The organism is Bacteroides fragilis NCTC 9343 (assembly GCF_000025985.1).
In the GTDB taxonomy this organism is placed as follows: Bacteria; Bacteroidota; Bacteroidia; order Bacteroidales; family Bacteroidaceae; genus Bacteroides; species Bacteroides fragilis.
Window position 1 is genome coordinate 1454730 of the sequence record NC_003228.3, and the last position, 22331, is coordinate 1477060.

The 22331-nt window shown below is 42.5% G+C and carries 16 protein-coding genes; 11 read left to right on the top strand and 5 right to left on the bottom strand.

Features of this window, described 5'->3' with window-relative positions; genetic code table 11:
• Window positions 1-4: 4 nt before the first annotated feature.
• Both BF9343_RS05550 and BF9343_RS05555 read right to left on the bottom strand, forming a co-directional pair.
• Window positions 5-1465 carry a catalase gene (locus BF9343_RS05550; protein WP_005785885.1) on the bottom strand — a complete coding sequence of 487 codons (1461 nt, stop codon included), beginning with the start codon at window positions 1463-1465 and terminating at the stop codon, window positions 5-7.
• A 470-nt stretch (window positions 1466-1935) separates the two neighbouring features.
• The gene (locus tag BF9343_RS05555; RefSeq protein ID WP_010992369.1) at window positions 1936-4473 is read right to left on the bottom strand and encodes a glycoside hydrolase family 31 protein; all 2538 of its coding nucleotides are present in this window, start codon (window positions 4471-4473) and stop codon (window positions 1936-1938) included.
• Between the two features lie 134 nt (window positions 4474-4607).
• Between BF9343_RS05555 and BF9343_RS05560 the strand changes: the two genes are divergently transcribed.
• Together BF9343_RS05560 and BF9343_RS05565 are read left to right on the top strand one after the other, a co-directional pair.
• Complete coding sequence (locus BF9343_RS05560; protein ID WP_010992370.1) at window positions 4608-5153, top strand: RNA polymerase sigma-70 factor; 546 nt, start codon at window positions 4608-4610, stop codon at window positions 5151-5153.
• A 56-nt stretch (window positions 5154-5209) separates the two neighbouring features.
• Complete coding sequence (locus tag BF9343_RS05565) at window positions 5210-6211, top strand: glycoside hydrolase family 43 protein (protein ID WP_009291799.1); 1002 nt, start codon at window positions 5210-5212, stop codon at window positions 6209-6211.
• A gap of 183 nt (window positions 6212-6394) precedes the next feature.
• On the opposite strand, the gene BF9343_RS05570 is transcribed toward BF9343_RS05565, so the two are convergent.
• On the bottom strand, window positions 6395-7297 hold the full coding sequence (locus tag BF9343_RS05570; protein WP_010992371.1) for a CepA family extended-spectrum class A beta-lactamase: 903 nt from the start codon (window positions 7295-7297) through the stop codon (window positions 6395-6397).
• 810 nt (window positions 7298-8107) lie between these two features.
• Here BF9343_RS05570 and BF9343_RS05575 point away from each other — a divergent pair.
• From BF9343_RS05575 to BF9343_RS05600, 6 genes are all read left to right on the top strand, one after another.
• Window positions 8108-9073: a FecR family protein gene (locus tag BF9343_RS05575; RefSeq protein ID WP_005785896.1), complete on the top strand. Its 966-nt coding sequence runs from the start codon at window positions 8108-8110 to the stop codon at window positions 9071-9073.
• Between the two features lie 173 nt (window positions 9074-9246).
• Window positions 9247-12633, top strand: coding sequence for a SusC/RagA family TonB-linked outer membrane protein (locus tag BF9343_RS05580; protein ID WP_014298434.1), 3387 nt, complete (start codon window positions 9247-9249; stop codon window positions 12631-12633).
• 11 nt (window positions 12634-12644) lie between these two features.
• Entirely contained in the window at window positions 12645-14168 is a 1524-nt protein-coding gene (locus BF9343_RS05585) for a SusD/RagB family nutrient-binding outer membrane lipoprotein (protein ID WP_005795616.1), read from the top strand.
• Window positions 14169-14255: 87 nt separating this feature from the next.
• The gene (locus tag BF9343_RS05590; protein WP_010992374.1) at window positions 14256-15242 is read left to right on the top strand and encodes a metallophosphoesterase family protein; all 987 of its coding nucleotides are present in this window, start codon (window positions 14256-14258) and stop codon (window positions 15240-15242) included.
• Between the two features lie 41 nt (window positions 15243-15283).
• A complete protein-coding gene (locus BF9343_RS05595; protein WP_010992375.1) occupies window positions 15284-16183 on the top strand; it encodes an alkaline phosphatase in 900 nt (299 codons plus the stop codon).
• 72 nt (window positions 16184-16255) lie between these two features.
• Entirely contained in the window at window positions 16256-17263 is a 1008-nt protein-coding gene (locus tag BF9343_RS05600; protein WP_005785910.1) for an endonuclease/exonuclease/phosphatase family protein, read from the top strand.
• Window positions 17264-17412: 149 nt separating this feature from the next.
• Here BF9343_RS05600 and ahpF read toward each other — a convergent pair whose 3' ends face one another.
• Both ahpF and ahpC read right to left on the bottom strand, forming a co-directional pair.
• Window positions 17413-18963, bottom strand: a complete 1551-nt coding sequence (ahpF, locus tag BF9343_RS05605) for an alkyl hydroperoxide reductase subunit F (protein WP_005785913.1) — start codon at window positions 18961-18963, stop codon at window positions 17413-17415.
• Between the two features lie 100 nt (window positions 18964-19063).
• Window positions 19064-19630 (bottom strand): alkyl hydroperoxide reductase subunit C, encoded by a 567-nt coding sequence (ahpC, locus tag BF9343_RS05610; RefSeq protein ID WP_005775969.1) that lies wholly within the window; start codon window positions 19628-19630, stop codon window positions 19064-19066.
• Window positions 19631-20567: 937 nt separating this feature from the next.
• Between ahpC and BF9343_RS05620 the strand changes: the two genes are divergently transcribed.
• From BF9343_RS05620 to BF9343_RS05630, 3 genes are all read left to right on the top strand, one after another.
• Window positions 20568-21035 (top strand): DUF4890 domain-containing protein, encoded by a 468-nt coding sequence (locus tag BF9343_RS05620; RefSeq protein ID WP_005816384.1) that lies wholly within the window; start codon window positions 20568-20570, stop codon window positions 21033-21035.
• Window positions 21036-21184: 149 nt separating this feature from the next.
• Window positions 21185-21739, top strand: a complete 555-nt coding sequence (locus BF9343_RS05625) for a DUF4738 domain-containing protein (protein WP_005785920.1) — start codon at window positions 21185-21187, stop codon at window positions 21737-21739.
• A gap of 117 nt (window positions 21740-21856) precedes the next feature.
• On the top strand, window positions 21857-22300 hold the full coding sequence (locus BF9343_RS05630; RefSeq protein ID WP_005785921.1) for a PepSY-like domain-containing protein: 444 nt from the start codon (window positions 21857-21859) through the stop codon (window positions 22298-22300).
• Window positions 22301-22331 lie beyond the last annotated feature (31 nt).

Sequence of the window (22331 nt, forward strand, 5' to 3'; positions counted from 1 at the left end):
TAGATTATTCTTTCAAGGCTTCTTCCAGATCAATACCTAATGCTTGAGCTACTCCTGTGCCATAAGCCGGATCAGCTTTGTAGCAGTTGCGTACATGCCGTTGTTTGATGAACAATTCTGCGTCACCCATGGCGCGTGCGGTATTTTCAAACAATAATTGTTGTTCATCCGCAGGCATCAGTCGGAACAAATCACCCGGCTGACTGTAGTAATCGTCATCATATTCACGTTCGTTATAGTTGAATACATCTCCGTGAACTTTTAAAGGCGGTTCTTTTTTCTCAGGCGAGTCTTGCCATTCGCCATAACTATTCGGTTCATAACCTTTGGCTGAACCATAGTTTCCGTCCACTCGCATTGCTCCGTCACGATGGAAGGCGTGGAACGGACAACGTGGCTTGTTTACCGGTATCTGCTCTGAGTTTACACCCAATCGGTAGCGTTGTGCATCACCATAAGAAAATAATCGTCCTTGCAACATCTTGTCGGGAGAGAAGCCGATACCTTCAACAATATTCATCGGATTGAAAGCCGATTGTTCTACCTCTGCAAAATAGTTTTCCGGATTACGGTTCAATTCAAGAATACCTACATCTTGCAATGGGAAATCTTTGTGTGGCCAAACCTTGGTAAGGTCGAACGGATTGATACGATAGTTATCTGCTTCTTCTTCAGTCATCAACTGAATCTGGAACTTCCATTTTGGGAAATCACCCCGTTCGATGCTTTCGTATAGGTCACGTTGATGCGATTCACGATCTTTGGCGATGATTGCTTCAGCTTCCTGATCAGTCAGGTTTTTAATGCCCTGCATAGTCTTTAGATGAAACTTAACCCAAATTCGTTTGTTTTCTGCGTTTAGGAAACTGTAAGTATGGCTGCCGAATCCGTGCATGTGGCGATAGGAAGCCGGAATGCCACGCGGACTCATGGTGATAGTTACCTGATGAAGAGCCTCGGGTAACAGGGTCCAGAAATCCCAATTATTGTTAGCGCTACGCATGTTGTTGCGTGGATCGCGTTTTACAGCATGATTTAAATCAGGAAATTTTAGCGGGTCGCGTAAGAAGAAGACGGGAGTATTGTTACCTACCAAATCCCAGTTTCCTTCTTCTGTATAAAACTTCATGGCAAATCCCCGGATATCGCGTTCTGCATCAGCAGCTCCGCGTTCTCCTGCTACAGTGGAGAAACGTACAAAACATTCTGTTTGCTTGCCTACTTGACTGAAAATAGCTGCTCGTGTGTACTTGGTGATATCATGTGTGACGGTAAATGTACCGTAAGCTCCGGAGCCTTTGGCATGCATACGGCGTTCAGGGATAACTTCACGGTCGAAATGAGCAAGTTTTTCAATCAACCATGGGTCTTGTAACATAATAGGCCCGCGAGGTCCTGCTGTCTGGCTGTTTTGGTTGTCGGCGATAGGACGACCATTAGCTGCTGTGAGTTTTTTATTTTCCATATAATTTTGATTTTATCGGAAACAAAGCTTTCAATGATGTGGAGTCTTTTACAGCCCTTCTTCCGTGTTATTACCCGACAAATGTAGAGCTAAATCATTTACCTGTCAAATAGATAATTTCAATCCATAAATAGGTAATATCTATTTCTATCAAAGATATTGATATTACTTGAATATAATAGGTTCTATAAATGTTTTTTTGAAAAGAATTTGATCTTTTATCCGAATTCATCCGGTAAATTAGCCGTTTGGGAAAGAAATAGCCCCAATGTGATTTACCACAGGGGGATGGAGAGTGGAAATAATAGGTAAACTTACCGGAAATTTTGTGTTTCTCTGTGATGAATTGGTTTTAAGGTATACATTATGATGTGAATTATAGGCAGTGCGTAAAGTGCAGTCTGGTGAAACATGTAATTTGTATATATCGTCGACAGAAATACATCCTGCCGACGATATTGGTGATATTATTATTTCTTCCAGCCGATTGCCTTCATAAACCATTGGCTATTGGCTTCGTTCAGTTTCTGTTCTTTGAGCATCTCCGGCATTTGACTGTAGTTTCTTTTAAACGTTTCTATCAGTTCGTTAAAACGTTCCGGCGAGTAGGTTAATGCAATGCTGGTAGCTTCGGTTGCTCCCATAGTAGGCGTCAATACAATTCCGGCGTCCCGGTATTTTAAAGCAGTGATTGCTTTGCTGAATCGTTTGAACTGTGAAACGATACCGTCGTTTAATTCCGGAATGGAGGTCGAGTATTGGATTTCTATTGTTTTTTCCTGATCACATGCTGTTTGAGGGATGGTGATCAATAAGGCTAATTCATCGCCGATGTACTCATATTCAGCTCTATTACCATTAATAGTGATTGTCTCCGGAATGGCAGAACCCAAAACCTTGATTTTAAATTGGCGGTCGGTTGGCATATTGCGATACTTACCTTGGCGAGGACCTACCGTTACAGTTAAGTGGTTCTCTTTCCGTTCAGTGTACATCCGGGTACGAGCATATTCATTGGCATAATATTTATCATTACCATTATCTTCATAAAAGGTAAATGAACCATTTTCTCCAGGGAATATGTTTACGATAATCTCTTCGCTATTACTATTAAGATTCTTCACACGGTTGTAAAGTGGCAGTACGGAACCGGCTTTTACGTAAACCGGATATTCGGTTAGGGTAAACGAACGTTCTATTATCTGTCCGCCTTTCAATAGGGTTCCGGTGGTCCATTCAAACCAGTCGTTTCCTTCGGGTAACCATACTTTTACAGTAGAAAGTCCGTTCTGCATGGGGGTGGTGATAGGTGCTACCAGAATTTGATCGCCAAACATGTATTCACTCTTGAAATCGTATGCCTCTTTGGCTTCCGGATAATCATAGTACATTGGACGACAGATAGAAATACCGTTGTCATAAGTTTCACGCGCCATTGTATAGATATAAGGAGCCAGTTGATAACGGAACAGAATGGAGTTGCGTAATGCTTCGAAATAATCTCCCTTGAAATTCCATAATTCTTTATTTAGAACTGAATTCTTTGTAGAGTGTGTGCGCATTACAGGTGTTAAGGCACCATATTGCATCCAACGGGTAAAGAGTTCCGGGTCGAGTATTTCTTTGTCTCCTCCCTTGAACATGTGGCCTCCGATGTCATGACTCCAGTAGCCGTATAGCACATTGGAAGCGCAGTTGGTAAAGTAAGGTTGGAATTCGAGTGATTTCCAAGAGATGACGGCATCTCCCGAGAAGCCAATCTGATAGCGGTGATTGCCCAGTCCTCCCCAGCGGTGGTAGAGCATCGGGCGAGTGTCACGGTTGCGTTCCATGTCTGAGAAGAAAACATAATTGATCCACCAGGTATTGCTGAGGCTGTCTACTTTTTTATCATACATCCATTGTTGCCAATCGAGCCACCAGAAGTCCACTCCCTGTTTTTCCATCGGGCGGAGTACCTTGTTGAACATACCGTTTATAAAGCGTTTGTCCGAAACCACCCAGGGAATACGTTCCTGTTTAGCTGTATCTACTCCCATCCATTGTGCCATTTCCGGATATTTTTCTTCATATGGAGCTACACCATCGGCAGGATGCAGGTTTAGTGTGATTTTCAGGTCATTGCTTTTCAGATAACCCAGAAATTTGGCGGGATCGGGAAATAGCCTGCGGTTCCAAGTCCAGCCTGTCCATCCGCCGAATCCCGGATCGGTATAATGCCAGTCCATGTCTACTACCAATACATCCAAGGGGATATTATAAGTGTGGAAATTATCTACTAATTGGCGCATTTCTTTGTCTGAGTAGCTCCAATATCTTGACCACCAATAACCGAATGCATAACGGGGTGGAAGAGGTACTTTACCGGCAAATACAGTAAAATCTTTTAAGGCAGCTTTGTAATCATGCCCGTAAGCCATAAAATACCAGTCTTGTCCGTCTTTGTGTTCACGTTCTTTTACCCAGGCCCATTCCGAATTGTCAAATAAGAAATTCTTTGAATCATCAATCAAGGTCCATCCGTCTGTCGATAGAAGACCGTCTTCCAGCTTCATATCTTGGTGGCTGTATATATTGTGGTCTCCTTCAAAACCATCCAATGTACGGTCTGTCCCTTTCAAATTTCCTTTTTGTATTGTTCCGGGTGTCCATTGAAAGGGGAACATCCCTTTAGCTGATGTGATCGTTAAATTATCTTTCGTAAAGGGGCCTTGACCTTTCTTATATTTTAGTTTCATTCGGGCGGTACTGATCACTACCGTAGCATTTTTATTTTGTACTGTGTACTTGGGAACAGGTAGATTGCGGTGGATTGCTACAAAAGAGGGATCGTCGGTAAACGAACCCGAAGGACTCCACTCCATACGGATTACCCCATCTGTAAGGACGCTAAAACGCACGTTACCATCATGATAGGCTATTGCATTTTGGGGAGTTGCGGCCGAAAGCGAAAAACTGAACAGAACTCCTTGCAATGCCAATAAAAAATAGACTGTTAAATGTTTCATGTTGTATTTATGTTAGTTTTTCACAAAGATAAGAGTAATATTCATAAATTAGTAATAATGAATTTTAAATCTTTTTATATCTTTGCAACCTGTGTAATAAATATCGCTTCTTTAGCTTACAACAGGATAATAGTATGAAAAAAGACGGTTTCTCTGAAATTTATGATATTTATTTTCCGAAGTTGCTGCGTTTTACCAGGACGTATCTGATTTCGGAAGATGAATCGGAGAATATTGTCCAAGAAATCTTTATTTATTTGTGGGAACACAGAGATATCATTGAGACTCTTCAGAATCTGAATGCCTATCTGTTTACGTTAGCAAAAAATCGTTGTATAGACTATTTTCGTAAGGAGATGGTCCGTGAAGTTCGTAAAGGTTCGCTTTCGGAAATAGAGAACAGAGAACTTCAATTGAAACTGTATTCATTGGAAGCATTTGATAATGATCGTCTTTCGGATGCCGATATTGAAGAAATACTGAATAATGCCATCAATCGTTTACCGGAGAGGTGCCGTGAAATATTTATTATGAGCCGTTTGCAAAATCTCCGTTATAAAGAGATAGCTGAAAAGTTGAATGTTTCTCCAAATACGGTTGAAAATCAGATTGTCATAGCGTTGCGTAAATTAAAAGAAGACTTGAAAGACTACTTTCCCCTCTTTATTTTCATTATCTGAGAAATATTCCCTATTTTTGTCAAATCATTATTTATTTTTATATTCAAAACACAACAATGAAACACTTAGTTATTTGCATCGCTCTGTTGACAGTCGGTGCTTGCTGCTTTGCTCAGCAAAAGAAAGTGGCTTCTCATAAAGCCGCAAGTGGGAACCCTGTATTTCAAGGATGGTATGCTGATCCGGAAGGTATCATTTATGATGATACTTATTGGATTTTTCCAACTTGGAGTGATCTTTACGAAAATCAGACTTTTTTCGATTGTTTCTCTTCCAAAGATCTTGTGAATTGGACGAAACATGCTTCAGTTTTGGACACTACTGCCGTAAAATGGGCTAAGAAAGCGATGTGGGCTCCTTCGGTAATCAGAAAGAATGGGAAATATTATATCTTCTTTGGAGCGAATGACGTTCATGAAGGAGAGATTGGCGGTATTGGCGTAGCGGTTAGCGATCGTCCTGAAGGACCTTATAAAGATTTATTGGGTAAGCCGTTGATTAATGAAATAGTGAATGGAGCGCAACCGATCGATCAGTTTGTATACAATGATAATGGACATTATTATATGTATTATGGTGGTTGGGGGCATTGCAATGTTGTACAGTTGAACGATGATTTTACAGGGCTCGTTCCTTTTGAAGATGGCACTGTCTATAAAGAAGTGACTCCGGAGAACTATGTTGAAGGTCCGTTTATGTTCAAGAAAGACGGTAAATATTATTTTATGTGGAGTGAAGGTGGTTGGGGAGGTCCCGATTACTCTGTAGCTTATGCTATTTCCGATTCTCCGTTCGGACCTTTTAAACGGGTAGCTAAGATTCTGCAACAAGATCCTTCGGTAGCTACCAGTGCCGGTCATCATTCATTACTGCATGCTCCCGGAACAGATGATTATTATATAGTCTATCATCGTCGTCCACTGAATGATAATGCACGCGATCATCGTGTGACATGCATTGATAAAATGACGTTTGATAAGGATGGATTTATTAATCCTGTAAAGATGACTTTCGAAGGAGTGCCTGCACAAAAGATTAAGAAGTCTAAAAAGAAATAGGACCAATGCTTTGAGGATGTGTAGAAACAAAAGGTTGCACAAACAAAGCTGATTTTACAAACTGGCTACAGATACTGGATTTTTCAAGTCACCGATAGTGATAGTGAACGGTTGTATCTGTAGCCGGTTTTGTTATCGGGCATCGATATTGTAAACGGAGGTGTATTCTTTGATATCTTTGCGTTAATCTATCTGTTGCGTTACGTATTCGTAAACGATGCGCGAAATTTCTGCGATAATCTCACTGTTTTCTCTGTTATCTGCTTCGGAATCTTTCACGAAGACGGCTATACTATAGACATGTCCGTCGGGAAGAAGAATAAACCCGATGTCATTGCAACCGATCTGTTGTCCTTTCGCATTACGGTCGCCTGTTCCGGTTTTATGCCCCATTGTTACTTTTTTATCGAGCAGTGGAGCAATCAGGCGGTCTTGTCCTGTCTGACATTCCACCATTGTTTGATAAATGAAATTCTTGTATTCTTTGTCAAAAAGGTTTTCATTGCGAAATATTTCCAGTAATTTGGCGGCTGCTAATGGAGTAGTCCAGTTTTGGTAACAGAACTCCAGATTCTCATGCATATCGTTTTCTGTATGGATGACAGCACATTCACGAATTCCCAATGAATGAAGATACTTATTCACGGCATCCGGACCACCTTGATAATTAAAAAGAATATCGCAGGCATTATTGTCACTTTGCTGAAGCGTATATTTCAGTAGATCGGCAATGCTCATTTCGATTCCTCCCTGTGGGTATGTTTCTCGAAGCGGACTATAGGTGTCCGGCTTTAAATCCGACTTTTTAATCAATAACCGGGTTTTCAAAGGTTGCTTTTGATGATGCATGTAATCGGCCAATGCCAATGCCTGATGAAATTTGAAAACACTCATCATGGGATAATGAATATCATTATTGACTGTTATCGTATCTTGCCCGTCGATAATGACTGCAATTCCTATTTCGGCTTTTTTCCCTTCTATGGCTTTCTTGAGTTGAGTTTCAAGAGGACTGTTCTGCGCAACTACCAGGGCAGGACATAGCAGAAAGAAGATAATGGATAAATGTATAAGTCTTTTTTGCATATATGATTGGGTTCTTTGTAATACGGTCCACAAAGGTATGAATAATAATTTTAGTGGAATTCAATATCACCAAGTATTCTGATTATTCAGCATCCGGTGCAGGAACTGTTTTCTTTTCAAACGAGCCTTGCGGTCTCTCATACGAAAAATGCATTTCGACCTTCCATCTTCCACCTTCATCTTTCATCTTCCACCCTCGATTTGGCAAGTCCGATTCAGAGTATATTCTTGATATGCAGATAGATATATCTGTTATCCTATCCGTTTATACCATTTAAAGCAGTTTGTTTTTCTTAGTATTTTTAGTGAAAATGGTCGGTTTCTTGTCTCGTCCCGTATACCCGGGCTGAGATAAAGATACTTTAGAATGATGTAAGGTTCTTATTTATAATGTGTTATGTTTGCTATGGAATTAGCTTACTCTCTTGGTAATTTCTGTGCCGGTCGTTCTGAACTTCTGTTGATACGGAGTCGGTTATGTAGAATAACTCACATTAATTCTATAGGTAGATTCTAAAGTACTTTCATCGGTATATGGAGATAATATTCGATTTTAACTTCATTGTAAATTAGGTTATGGATGGATTTTATTTCAATCAAAGTATGAACAATCGGAGCCGGGAGGATTCGAGAACTCATTTGTTCTTTGGTTTTTTCTTATTATTTTAGAAACGGAAAGATATAAGTGTTTAATCTTTAGTATTGATTGATAGGAATTTACCATGATAGGGAAAAATTTTCGTAAAAAAGTCTCTTTTCTTTTAGTGGATTTTAAAAGCTATTACGCCTTATTAATAGAATATCCTAAAAATGAGTGAACTGATAGATAAATATTTTGCAGGAGAGATGACCTGTGAAGAGAAAAAAGATCTCTTCGACCGGATAGAAAGTGATGAGGCTCTGAAGAAAGAATTTCTTCGGATGCAAAATGTAGTGGCGTTGACCCAAATACTCTCCCGCCAGGATGATTCGGAGACCAGCCGTAAAGGGAAACAGCATTTTATGCAACTTCTTTTCCGTAAAAGATTAAAGCGCGCGATAACGGTTTCTTTGAAATATGCTGCTGTTTTCGCGGTATTAGTGGTAGGAACTTTCTATACTGCGAAGTTGTATTTATCTGAGGAATTCGGAAAAAGTTATACCATAGTTACGGCTCCCAAGGGACAGCGTGTAAAAATAGAATTACCTGATGGAACCATTGCCTGGCTAAGCCCCTGTAGTCGTCTTCGTTTTGCGGCCTCTTTCAATGAAACGGACCGTAAAATAGAGTTGGACGGTGCTACCTATTTTGATGTGGCAAAGAATCCCGAGAAGCCATTTGTTGTTTCGGCTAAAGGTTACCGTATCCGAGTACTTGGAACTAAATTCAATATATCGGCTTATAAAAATAGTAAAGAGTTTGAGACCGATCTTGTGGAAGGTTGCGTACATATCTATGATCCGGCGGATATAAGGAACGAAGTGTTTCTACAGCCTAAAGAAAAGGCAGTGTTGTGGGGAGACCGGTTGATGAAGCGGGAGTCTGACTTTGATAATGAAGAATATCTGAAGAACGGAGTTGTCAGTTTTCTGTCCGAGCCGTTCGGGAGAGTACTGAATAGTGTCGCTTTATGGAATGATGTGAATATTAAAATAGAACGGTCAGTCAACGCGACGCAGCGGATCTCCGGAAAATTCAGGCAAAGCGATTCTTTGGAGAGTATATTAAAAGCCTTGCAAGGCGCTATGCCTTTCAAGTATAAAATAGTTAGTGAAGAAGAAATAATTATTTATTGATAAATATAATGATATACTTAACTAAAAGCAGATGCCTATGATATAAAAAAACAGTTTGAAATGAAAAAAGGAGGAAATGGTCTGGTACACCTTTCCCTCCCGATAAAGTCAACACATTTGGCAGAGCCAAATAAAAAAACAACAAAGTATTAACCTTATTACATTGCAAAAGTATGAAAAAAAACTTATTGCTGTTATCTTATGCAATTAAACAACGTGAAATTATTCAAATCTTGCGAATTATGAAATGCACAGTCTTGCTGTTATTTTTGCTTATTCTTCAGGCACATGCCAGCGTAAGCTCACAAAATGCAAGGGTAAACATGTCTCGAAATCAACTTCCGTTAAAGGAGTTTATGGCGGAGATTGAAAAACAAACCGATTATCTGTTTATCTATAGTGATGCAGAAATCAATGCTTCTCGCCAGGTAACTGTAAAGAAGGGAACACATAGAGTGGCCGATTTACTAAGAGAGGTACTCTCTAAAAATAATATTTCTTATAATTTTGCAGATAATTATATTTCTCTTCATGTACGCAAAGAGGCTGACGCACAGTCTTTGGCGGTATCTCCCCAACAAAAAAAGAATACGGTTTTGGTTTCGGGAACTATCGTAGATACCGCAGGCGATCCTATAATCGGTGCTAACATCAAATTGAAAGGTGCTCAGGGAACCGGAACGATTACGGATGTGGAAGGTAACTTTAAATTGGAAGTGCCTACCAATGGTGTACTGATCGTCTCTTTTATCGGATATCAGCAGCAGGAAGTGGCGGTGAACGGAAAAACCATGTTGAAAATTAAGATGGCGGAAGATGCTGAAATGATAGACGAAGTGGTTGTAACTGCTTTGGGTATCAAGCGGGAAGAAAAGGCATTGGGATATGCCGTTCAGAAAGTGGGCGGAAGTAAGCTGTCTACTGTGAAGCCCGTTAATATTGCTACTTCACTGACTGGTAAAGTTGCCGGTTTGAATGTAACCAACAGTACGGAGTTCAATACAGCCCCAACTCTCAAATTGCGTGGTGAAACTCCATTGCTGGTAGTAGATGGTGTGCCATATAGCAATATCTCTCTGAATGATATTGCAGCAGACGATATCGAATCTGTTGACGTGTTGAAGGGGGCTACCGCATCGGCCCTGTATGGTGCCCGCGGAGGTTCGGGAGCTATTATGGTGACTACGAAGAAAGGTAGTCAGGAGGGACTTAATATTTCGGTAAACAGCAGTACGATGTTCAATGCCGGTTATCTGGTATTGCCGGAAGTACAACATGGATACAGTACCGGTCAGGGAGGTAAATATACCGCTGCCGACTTCGTTTGGGGTGATAAACTGGACATCGGCCGTACAGCTGTACAGTATGATCCGTATACTTATGAATGGAAAGAGATGCCATTGGTATCGAAAGGTAAAGACAACTTTAAGAATTTCCTGGAGACAGGTTTCATTACCAATAATAACATCAGCATCAGCCAGACCGGTAAATATGGAAGCTTCCGTTCTTCTCTGTCGCATGTTTATAATAAAGGACAGTATCCCAATCAGAGATTGAATAAGATTACTTACTCGGTAGGTGGGGATATGAAGTTCGGCAAACTGAGTTTTGAAGGTGGTGCCATTTATAACAAGCGTTTCTATCCGAATGGAGAAGGAGCCGGCTATGGTGGTGGTGGATACATCTACAACCTGTTGGTATGGACGGGTACCGATTATGATGTACGCGACTATAAAAACTATTGGAGAAAGAAAGACGAAGAGCAGAACTGGATGAACGATGTGTGGTATGATAATCCTTATTATCTGGCTCATGAAATGACTTCATCCAATGACTACGATAAAGTAAACACTTACTTGTCCGGTAAATATGACATCATGCCTTGGTTGAACTTTTCGATGAGAGCCGGTGCCGATGCTTATGCCAGCCGTACGGAAAAGAAAAACGCAATGAGCGCCCGCGGCGGATGGGACAAGAACGGATACTTCTATACATCCAAATCCACCGGATTCAGTTTCAATGGTGACGCTTTGCTGTCTGCCAATCACAGCTTCGGTGATTTTGCTATCGACGGTTTTGTCGGAGGTACGATCTACTATTATTATGATGACGCTATTTCATCGAATACCCGTAACGGATTGAGTATTCCGGGATATTATTCATTGAAAGCATCGGTTGACCCAATTGCCTCTTCAAGTTCATACAAGCAGAAACAGGTAAACTCTATTTATGGAAAATTCTCAGCTTCATGGAAGAGCACTGTGTTTGTGGATGTAACGGCACGTAATGACTGGTCGTCTACTTTGCCTTCGGAGACTCGTTCTTACTTTTATCCGGCTGTATCGGGAAGTATCATTATGTCGCAGTTACTAAAGATGCCCGAATGGCTGAACTTCTGGAAACTCAGGGGTGCCTGGACAGTAACGAAGAGCGACTTGGGTATTTATGATACGAACCAGGCTTACAGTGTAAGCACGAATGTGTGGGATGGAATGAATACAGCCGTGTACCCGGAAATGATCCGCAGTACAACGCTTGAACCGACCGCTGCACGTTCTTATGAAATCGGTACTGCCTTCAATGTATGGGACAACCGTTTGCGTTTTGATATCTCTTACTACAATAAACTGAAATACAATCTGACACGTGAAGCCACTATCAGCGGTTCGTCCGGTTTTACTAAAACATTGGTGAACTATGATGAAGAGCAGGTTCGTAGAGGAGTGGAGGTTTCTTTGACTGCTTCTCTGATTCAGACGAAAGACTGGAATTGGGAAGTGAATGCCAACTGGGCCCGTGACCGCTATTTCTATGCGAAAGTCGATCCTGTATATTCTACACAGAAACCTTGGGTAGCTGCCGGCAAGCGTTGGGACTGGTATGGTATCTACGATTGGGAACGTGACCCCCAGGGAAACATTATCCATGAAAACGGATATCCGGTACAAAGTAAATATCAGTCAGTGATGGGTAATGAGTATCCGGACTGGATCTGGGGACTCAGTACTACCTTGCGTTATAAAGACTGGACATTGGGAATTTCGTTGGACGGACGTGTAGGCGGTATGGCTTACTCTCGTACGGAACAGACTATGTGGAATACCGGTGTACACCCCGATAGTGATAACAAATGGCGTTATGACGAAGTAGTGAACGGTAAAAAGAATTATGTAGGCCAGGGTGTGAAAGTAGTATCGGGTAAAGTTGAATACGACACAACCGGAAAGATTGTGAGCGATACACGTGTGTTTGCACCGAATGACACTCAGGTATCCTATGAAAGTTATATCAAGAATTACAATCCATGGTCAGGTGGTAAGGTTTACCAGAACGTGCATGACTGTACATTCCTGAAATTGCGTGAACTTTCATTGTTGTACACAATGCCTAAGTCAGTTTGTGAAAAGATTCACATGAAAGGCGTTACACTCGGTTTGATCGGACAGAACTTATTGATTTGGATGAAAGAGTTTAAGTATGCTGACCCGGATGTGGATTCGGATGACCTGAATTCACCTTCTATGAGATATGTCGGATTTAATGTTAAGTTTGATTTGTAAAAAAGGAAATTATGAAACTAATAAATAAAACGTTGCTTTTACTTACAGCAAGTGCTACGATTCTGGCATCTTGTAACAAGTTTGATGATTTGAATACGAACCCCGATGCTGCAACCAAGGTGACAGCACCTATGTTGGCTACAAAACTTATCCTGAATATTACACAACAGGGCTCTGCTAAGAACTTTGTGTACCACAGCATGCTGAGCAAACAGATTGCATGGTCGGAGAATGCTTCGGATGAACAATACAATTTGTTTGGCAGGACAGATTTTGACGGCTATACCATTCTTACAAACTGTCAGAAGATGGTCGATGCAGCCAATGAGGGAGATAAAGATTCGTATGCAGCTCTGGCTAAGTTTATGAAAGCCTATAAACTGTTCTATAAATCGCTGGAAGTGGGTGATATTCCTTACAGTGATGCATTGAAAGGTGAAGAGGGCGTTCAGAAACCCAAATACGATACACAGAAAGAGGTGATGCGCCAAGTCTTGGAAGATTTGGAAGAAGCGTATACTTTATTCTCATCGGGCAGTGACTTTGACGGTGATCCTATTTTTGGCGGTGACACCGAAAACTGGAAAAAGACTGTAGTCGCCTTCGAACTGAAAGTGCTGACTCACTTGTGTAAGAAAGATACGGATGCGGATCTGAAAGTGAAAGAACGCTTTGCCCGTCTGGTATCTTCGGGCTCACTGATGACTTCGAATGCGGACAACTTCCAGTTGGTATACTCTAATAAGGCCGGACAGCTTTATCCGTTCTATTACACTCAGAACAAACATTCTGATTATCTGATGATGTCGAGTGTGATTATCGATAACCTGAAGAAGTTCAACGATTATCGTATGTTCTATTATGCTTCTCCCGCCAAAGCCCAGACAGATAAAGGTATAAAGGATTCCGAGTGGGATGCTTATCTTTCGATTGATCCCTCGGACAGCTATTCAAATATCTCCGTGCTGTACGGAAAAGGTGAGTTCTGCCTGGCAAACCTCCGCTATACCCGTGTTCCGGAAGGTGAGCCTTTGATGCGGCTGAGTTATGCAGAACAGAATTTTATTCTGGCAGAAGGAGCTGTACGTGGCTGGATTTCGGAAGATGCTTCTACTTATTATAAGAAAGGTATAGAAGCCAGCATGAATTTCATAGCAGACAATACCCCCGATAAAGAAGAATATACTCACGGACGTACCATAACGCAAGAATATATCCAGGAGTATCTGGCACAACCGGTTATACAGTTGTCCGGCGACAAGGAGAAAGATCTGGAAATGATTTTGCTGCAACGTTATCTCGCCTCGTTCCTGCAGCATCCGTATGATGCTTATTATGATTATCGCCGTACCGGATATCCGGTATTGCCTATCAACCCGAGTACCAACCTGAATACGGAAAAAAATAAGATTCCTACAAGATGGATGTATCCGGAAGCTGAGTTCAGTTACAATCCTGATAATGCCAACGAAGCTGTTCAGCGTCAGTACAATGGTTCGGACGATGTGAACAAGTTAATGTGGATTCTCCAGTAAACATTACTCTTTTGAAGACAAGAGGATGTGTCATCTATGGTAAATTTTGACACATCCTCCCTTCTTTATACCTAAATAATCAAACCCATGAAACGAATTTATTTATTGTTGGCTATCCTGTTGGGAAGCCTTCAGCTGGCAAATGCACAGCAACAGACTCTTCAGTTTAACAAAGACGGTAAGTTTAAGATTGTCCAGTTTACCGATGTTCATTATATCTATAATGATCCTCGTTCGGATGTATCGATCGAACGTATCAATCAGGTATTGGATATGGAAAAGCCCGACCTTGTTCTTTTTACGGGAGATGTGATTTATGGTAAACCGGCGGAAGAAGGAATGCGTACAGTGCTGAATCTGGTATCTAAAAGAAAAATCCCTTTTGCGGTGACTTTCGGTAACCATGATAACGAACAGGGACTGAGCCGTGAAGAATTGTTGAAGATCATCCAATCTGTTCCTTTTAACCTGACACAGACTACTCCGGGTATTTCGGGAGTGACAAATTTTATCTTACCGGTGAAGGCTTCCGACGGCAAGCGCAATGCAACGGTTCTTTATTGTATCGACTCTCATTCTTATTCACAGATCAAGGGAGTGAATGGATACGATTACATCAAATTTGACCAAATACAGTGGTATCGTGAGAACAGTAAGAAGTTTACTGAAGAAAATAATGGCGTTCCGGTTTCGTCGTATGCGTTTTTTCATATAGCTTTGCCGGAGTATAATCAGGCTGCCTCTTCCGAGAGTGCAATACTTTATGGCATTCGTAAAGAAAAAGCATGCGCTCCCCAGTTAAATTCGGGCTTGTTTGCCGCCATGAAAGAGATGGGAGATGTGAGAGGTGTATTTGTGGGACACGACCACGATGATGATTATGCCGTGTCATGGAAGGGAATCTTGCTGGCATACGGACGCTATACGGGTGGCAACACAGTATATAATCACCTTACAAATGGTGCGAGAGTGATTGAGTTGGATGAAAATGCAAATAGTTTCCATACGTGGATACGCCTGAAGGAAGGGGTCGTACAACAGGTAACCTATCCTGCCGATTTCATTAAAGAATAGAAGATACACAAAAGACAAAACTTAAATATAGATAGAATACCATGAAAAAGTTATTTGTTTTAGTATGTTTGCTTGTGATCGGATTCTGCAATGTGGCTTGGGCGGCTAAACGGCAGGCAAAACATGTAGTATTGATTGCGTTGGACGGCTGGGGTGCGTATAGTGTGCCCAAGGCAGACATACCCAACATTAAAAGCCTGATGGACGAAGGATGCTACACACTTCATAAACGTAGCGTATTTCCATCATCGAGCGCTATTAACTGGGCTTCCATGTTTATGGGAGTGGGTACTGAACTTCATGGATATACAGAATGGGGTTCGCGTACGCCCGAGATACCATCGCGGGTTGTCAATGAACATGGTATTTCTCCTACTATCTTTTCGGTTATGCGTCAACAGTATCCGGAGGCTGAGACCGGTTGCCTGTACGAGTGGGAAGGAATTAAATACCTGGTCGATACACTGGCACTGAGTTACCATGCACAAGCTCCTGATTATGATAAATGCCCGACTGCTCTCTGCGAGATGGCTGAGAAGTATATCAAAGATAAAAAGCCTGCCATGTTTGCAGTTTGCTTCGATCAGTTGGATCATACCGGTCATGCTGTCGGGCACGACACTCCGGGCTATTATGAAAAGCTGAAAGAACTGGACGGTTATGTGGGACGTATCATTGCTGCCATTAAAGAGGCCGGAATATATGATGATACGATTATCATGATGACAGCCGATCACGGTGGCATTAAAAAAGGGCATGGGGGGATTACACTCCAGGAGGTAGAGATACCTTTTATCATTGCCGGTAAGAATGTCAGAAAAGGGGGAGAGTTCCAGGAAAGCATGATGCAGTTTGATACTGCTGCCACCATGGGATACGTTTTTGGAGTGAAGCAACCTCAAGTCTGGATAGGACGTCCCATGATACAGGTTTTCAAATAAACACTACTGTCACAACCTGAAGAAAAACAATGCACATAATATAAATTTGATAAAATGAAAAAGATTATTTTTATGACGCTTTTCCTGCTTGTCGCCATGACGGGACAAAGTAAAGGAAAGGGTGAGTTTACGGTTCTGCAATGGAATGTATGGCAGGAAGGTACAATGGTTCCGGGAGGATATGATGCAATCGTTAATGAGATAGTGCGCTTGCAACCCGACTTTGTGACATTCAGCGAAGTGCGTAATTATCATAACACTCGTTTTAACGAGCGTATTGTGGCTTCTCTGAAAGAGAAAGGACTGGATTATTATTCTTTCTATACGTATGACACAGGGTTGCTGAGTAAGCATCCGATCACAGACTCGCTCACTGTATTCCCCGAAAACGGAGACCACGGAAGTATCTACAGGCTGACAAGTTCCGTAAACGGACACAAGGTGGCAGTCTACACCAGCCATTTGGATTACCTGGATTGTGCTTACTACAACGTACGGGGTTATGATGGTTCCAGCTGGAAAGAGATACCTATTCCGACTACTGTAGAAGAAGTTTTGAAGGTGAATGTGGCTTCTCAGCGTGACGATGCCATCAAGATGTTCATTGCACAGGCTCAAAAGGATATTGCAAATGGTTATAGCGTGATTATAGGCGGTGACTTTAATGAACCGTCACATCTGGATTGGATTGAGGCTAATAAGAATCTGTACGATCACAATGGTCTGGTAATTCCCTGGACAGTAACTACATTGCTAGAGCAAAACGGGTTTGTGGATACATATCGTCACATTTATCCGAATCCACTGACTCATCCGGGATTTACATATCCGGCAGATAATCCGTTGAAAGAACCCGGTAAACTGACATGGGCACCGAAAGCGGACGAACGTGACCGTATCGACTTTATTTTCTACAAAGGAAAGAATCTTGAAGCAAAGAAAGCGATTGTCTTTGGCCCGAAAGGCTCTATCGTACGTAATAAGAGAGTGCAGGAGACATCAAAAGATAATTTCCTGTTACCGTTGGATGTATGGCCAACCGACCATAAAGGACTGCTGGTGACATTTAAGATTAAGTAATGTTTCACCACAGAGTAACACAGAATAACACGAAGTAACGCAGAATAACCCAGAGTATTCATGTCGACAATCCGTGACTTAATACTCACTCTGTGGAACTCTGTGTTACCCTGTGGTGAATAAATGCCCCCTTGATATTATCCTGTCGTTTAAATTTCTCCTCGCATCCGATCCTCGAATGCGGCTAATGCGGCTTTGGCGCCTTCTCCCATTGCGATGATAATCTGTTTGTAGGGGACGGTGGAAACGTCTCCGGCAGCATAAATTCCCGGCACGTTGGTACGGCAATGTGCATCGATCACGATCTCGCCCGGACGATTTACCTCAACCACATCGCGGAAAATACCACTATTGGCTACCAAACCTATCTGTACAAAGATGCCATCCAGGCTGATCACCCGTTCTTCTTCTGTTTTGCGGTCTTTGACACGGATGCCGGTCACCTTATCTCCATTGCCTACCACTTCGGTTGTCTGCGAGTGAACAAGAACTTCTACATTCGGCAGGCTTTTCAGTTTTTCCTGTAAAACCTGATCCGCTTTCAGCTCGTCCATAAACTCGAGCACCGTAACTTTGGAGCAGATACCTGCCAGGTCGATGGCTGCTTCGATTCCGGAATTTCCTCCCCCCACGACAGCCACCTGCTTCCCTTTGTAGAAAGGTCCGTCGCAGTGTGGACAGAAAGCCACCCCACGGCCGATATATTCCGCTTCGCCCGGTACGTTCAGTTTGCGCCAGCTTGCACCGGTGGCAACGATTACCGCCGGAGCTGAGAAACGTTCTCCTCCTTTGGCTGTCAGAACCTTATCCTTTCCATCAAGCTCTATCTTTTCGATCTGGCGATGTTCGAGCAAATCGATGGGATATTGTGACATGTGGGTTTTCAGATTATCGGCCAACTGGCTTCCGGTTGTCGAAGGTACGGAGATCAGGTTCTCTATGCCTACTGTTTCTTTTACTTGTCCGCCGATCCGTTCGGCAATGACCGCTACATTCAAGCCTTTACGGGCCGAATAGATGGCAGCAGCCGAACCGGCCGGACCTCCGCCGGCTACAATCACATCATATTTTTTGATGGAAGTTTCCGCACTGTTCGTCTCCGTTCCATATTGTTCTTCCAGTTTGGCCAACAGTTCGCCAAAGTCACCACGCCCCACGTGGATCAGTTTACCGTCTGCGAAGACAGAAGGAACCCCCTGTATTTTCAGTGCCTCTACTTCCGCCTGGTTGATGGCTCCGTCCACAGTCTGGTGCTGAATCTGTCCGTTCAGCGTGGTCATGGCGTTGAGTGCCTGCACCACGTCGGGGCAGTTGGTACAGGTCAGTGACACGTAAGTTGTCAGGCGGACAGGTCCTTTCAATGATTTTACCCGGTTGCAGATGCCTTCGTCCGGAAAGTTCTTTCCTTTTCCGTCCGTATTCAGGATGGCAAGCAGTAGGGAACTGAATTCATGCCCATTGGGAACGGCCCGGAAGGTGATACCTGTCCTGTGTTCTCCTTTGAGAAGTGTAAATTCCAGTCCTTTGCCTTCATTGATCCGGCAAGAGAGTTTCTCGGAGCAGGATGCCACATCGTTCAGGAGTTCCAGAAGTTCGGTGCGGCTTTCGTGTTGCGGTGAGACGGTGATGTCGAATGTATAGTTCGCCTCCAATGCGGCGAAGATGGTACGTAATTGTTCTTTTATAGCTGAGTCTAACATTATATCGAAGATTGATTAGAGATGAATGATTTAGAAAGATTTATCGTCAAGAGCTAAAAAAGACCGATATGGGGGATACCGGTCTTCATAGGATTGCTGTTTAGATCTTACCGACCAGGTCGATGCTCGGTTTCAGGGTTGCTTCGCCTTTTTTCCATTTAGCGGGGCAAACTTCTCCGTCGTGAGTAGCTACAAACTGTGCGGCCTCTACTTTGCGGAGCAACTCGTCGGCATTACGTCCGATGTTGTTATCCTGTATCTCGGCAATCTTGATTTTTCCTTCCGGATTGACGAGGAACGTTCCGCGGTAAGCCATTCCGTCTTCTTCGATCATCACACCGAATCCACGGCTCAATACGCCTGTCGGGTCTGCCAACATCGGATATTTGATCTTACGGATGCTTTCCGAAGCATCGTGCCATGCTTTGTGTACGAAGTGTGAGTCGGTGCTTACCGAGTATACTTCTACACCCATAGCCTGAAACTGTTCGTATTTCTCGGCAACGTCTACCAGTTCGGTCGGGCACACAAAGGTGAAGTCCGCCGGGTAGAAGAAGAAAATAGCCCATTTTCCCTTTACGTCTTCGCTGCTTACTGTTTTAAAACTTCCGTTCTGAAAAGCCTGTACTTTGAATTCAGGCATCTGTGAGTTGATAATTGGTTCCATAATTGTTTCTTATTTAGATTCATTCTTATTTGTTTCCGATGCAAAAATAGGGCGAATTTTCCCGTTTCAGCAAAAAATCCAATTGATAATATTTATCGGCTGATAGATGAAATCTTATAGGCTGCCTTGTTTCGTATGTCCGGTGCCCGATAAATGGGGAGTGGCTTTCGTTTTGATACCTTTTTCTTCTTTTAGCTGTCAGAAAGAGAAGAATATCCCTTGGGGAGTAACCGGGTCTTTTGCGGTTCAAGTCAAACGGGAGGAGCGGAGGTGCCAAAACAGGGCGTTTTTTCCTCAGAAAGCAGGCTTTTGATGTCCGAAAGCCGGTGTTTGGGTCGGGAAGTGCCGGTGTTTTCCGAAAAAGAAGTAAGCATTTGCTCCGAAAGACGTAAGCAAGTTGAGAAAATGCTTACTTCTTTTTGGAATATCTCTATATGTTTTCCCTCATTACATATATTGTAATTGTTCCGAAGAGGAAAAAAGAAGGATTTCTTTCTGGTTGCTCTCCGGAAATGAACATGCTGAAAAAGATAAAAGGGAAGCATCAGGATTGAATACTGTCCTTTTTGCTCTTTTCTTTCTTGAAGAACCGCTTCTTTGCATAGAAACAGGAACTTAAAGTGATAAAACGGAAATTGCTGACGGGAAAAGGAGGCGAAAAAATCGCTTCACCCTACCTTTGCCCGGAAAAAAGCCAATCTGGAACCATTCGATTATCAATATGACAGAACGCTGCTTTACCCCCCCTTCCTTATCCGCATCCAGTACCTAAGAGTCGTTAGTGTGTGAACTCGAGTTATCTAATCAAAATAGAAAGAAGTTTGCGTTTTGTTAAAGTTGCCCTCACCTTTAAACTTCCCTCTTACTTTTTAGTCATATAGACAGTTGCAACAAAAAAGACAGATGATTATTTGATAACTTAAAAAAGGAAAGAACAATGAAAAGAATAAGTTTTTTATTAGCAGCCCTATTAATGATGGGAGGAATGGTGATGGCACAAGGTCCGCGCAGAGGCGGTCAGGATATGGACCCGAAAACACGTGCCGAACGCATGACCGAGCGTATGGCGAAAGAATACTCTTTGAATGAAACTCAGAAGAAAGAGTTGCTTGAGGTCAATATGGCTTTCGTACAAAAGATGGGAGAGCGTCCCGGAAGAATGAAGCCGGAAATGAGACAAGGTAAGAAGGGGCAGAGTCAGGCTACCGACAGCTGCACTTGTAAACAGGATAGGAGAAAAGCTCCTCGCATGTCCAAAGAGGACAGAGAAAAGATGCGTCAGGAGATGAAAGCTTCGCGTGAGTCCTACGAGGCTGGTCTGAAGAAAATTATGACGAAAGACCAGTATGCTGCTTATACCAAGAAGCAGGCCGAGCGGGAGCAGAGAAGAGGAGGCGGAAGATAAGCTTCAGCATTGATGATTAGTGATGGGGCGGGCATCGACATGGTGACCGGTCCATCACTAATCATCAATTACTAATTACCAAAATACTTGTATATTTCCCCCGCTTTTTGTTCCTTTGCCGTACGATTTAATAAACTGATAATTCGAATATGAAAAAGCTTATTTATCTGCTTGGGTTGGCAATGCTTATGGCTGTCGCAGCTTGTTCCGGTTCGGCTGAAAAGAAAAAGAGCGATATCCGTGTTTTGATGCAGGATAGCACCGATGCACATGGAGTGCAGCGCATGACGGCCCGTAAGAGCGAGGTAGATATTAAATATAAAGGCAAAGAGTACCATTCGTTTATTTCCCGTACGCCCAATGATTCGCTTCCCCGGGTGGTAAGCCAGATGGGGAATACGTATGTCGACAATCAGATAGTGCTTAGGCTGACGCGTGGAAACGAACGTGTTTTCAGCCGTACTTTTACCAAAAAGCAGTTCGAGTCTCTGATAGGCGATGATTTTATGGCGAAATCTATCCTGGAAGGGATTGTTTATGATAAAACGACTCCTGAGGGAATAGTCTATGCTGCCAGTATCTGCTATCCGCAGACAGACCTGTATGTACCTATCTCCATCACGATCTCACCCGATGGAAAAATAAGTATGAAGAAAGAAGAGCTTCTGGAAGAGGTGTACGATGAAGATACATCCGCCCGTTAAAAAATACAAAAAGAACCCTTCTCTTTATTTATTCCCAAATCTTTCCCGTTTCTATCTCGTTATTTGCAGTGTGAAATAGTTCCGAAACTTATTATTGACACTAAAAAAATAACGATTATGAAGAAGATTTTGTCTATTCTTGTATTGGCCATTGCAGCCGTCCAATTTGCATTTGCAGGTGATATCATCACAAAAGATGCGATGAAATTGCCTCTTCCGGCACGTAATTTTATTAATCGGCACTTTTCCAATCCGCAGATTTCGCATATTAAGATAGAAAATGAGATTCTGCAAACAAAGAAGTACGATGTGTTGTTGACTAATGCAACCGAGATCGACTTTGATAACCGGGGCAACTGGATTGAAGTGGATTGTAAAAAAGCGGCTGTTCCTGCAACAATTGTTCCTGACTTCGTGAAGGAATATATGAAAGCCAATGGGTATCACTCTGAGTTTGTGACTCAGATAGAGCGCGACCGCAAGGGGTATGAAGTCGAGTTGAATACGGATTTGAGCCTGAAGTTTACCAAAGACGGTAAGTTTCGTAAAGCGGAGCATTGATAAATTGGAATAAACCTATTAAAAAAAGACC

Coding starts and splice junctions, on each gene's coding strand:
- BF9343_RS05585 (WP_005795616.1), top strand. CDS start 12,645: ATGAAACTAATAAATAAAACGTTGCTTTTACTTACAGCAAGTGCTACG.
- BF9343_RS05575 (WP_005785896.1), top strand. CDS start 8,108: ATGAGTGAACTGATAGATAAATATTTTGCAGGAGAGATGACCTGTGAA.
- BF9343_RS05600 (WP_005785910.1), top strand. CDS start 16,256: ATGACGCTTTTCCTGCTTGTCGCCATGACGGGACAAAGTAAAGGAAAG.
- BF9343_RS05560 (WP_010992370.1), top strand. CDS start 4,608: ATGAAAAAAGACGGTTTCTCTGAAATTTATGATATTTATTTTCCGAAG.
- BF9343_RS05620 (WP_005816384.1), top strand. CDS start 20,568: ATGAAAAGAATAAGTTTTTTATTAGCAGCCCTATTAATGATGGGAGGA.
- BF9343_RS05595 (WP_010992375.1), top strand. CDS start 15,284: ATGAAAAAGTTATTTGTTTTAGTATGTTTGCTTGTGATCGGATTCTGC.
- BF9343_RS05570 (WP_010992371.1), bottom strand. CDS start 7,297: ATGCAAAAAAGACTTATACATTTATCCATTATCTTCTTTCTGCTATGT.
- BF9343_RS05565 (WP_009291799.1), top strand. CDS start 5,210: ATGAAACACTTAGTTATTTGCATCGCTCTGTTGACAGTCGGTGCTTGC.
- BF9343_RS05550 (WP_005785885.1), bottom strand. CDS start 1,465: ATGGAAAATAAAAAACTCACAGCAGCTAATGGTCGTCCTATCGCCGAC.
- ahpF (WP_005785913.1), bottom strand. CDS start 18,963: ATGTTAGACTCAGCTATAAAAGAACAATTACGTACCATCTTCGCCGCA.
- BF9343_RS05630 (WP_005785921.1), top strand. CDS start 21,857: ATGAAGAAGATTTTGTCTATTCTTGTATTGGCCATTGCAGCCGTCCAA.
- BF9343_RS05590 (WP_010992374.1), top strand. CDS start 14,256: ATGAAACGAATTTATTTATTGTTGGCTATCCTGTTGGGAAGCCTTCAG.
- BF9343_RS05555 (WP_010992369.1), bottom strand. CDS start 4,473: ATGAAACATTTAACAGTCTATTTTTTATTGGCATTGCAAGGAGTTCTG.
- BF9343_RS05580 (WP_014298434.1), top strand. CDS start 9,247: ATGAAAAAAAACTTATTGCTGTTATCTTATGCAATTAAACAACGTGAA.
- BF9343_RS05625 (WP_005785920.1), top strand. CDS start 21,185: ATGAAAAAGCTTATTTATCTGCTTGGGTTGGCAATGCTTATGGCTGTC.
- ahpC (WP_005775969.1), bottom strand. CDS start 19,630: ATGGAACCAATTATCAACTCACAGATGCCTGAATTCAAAGTACAGGCT.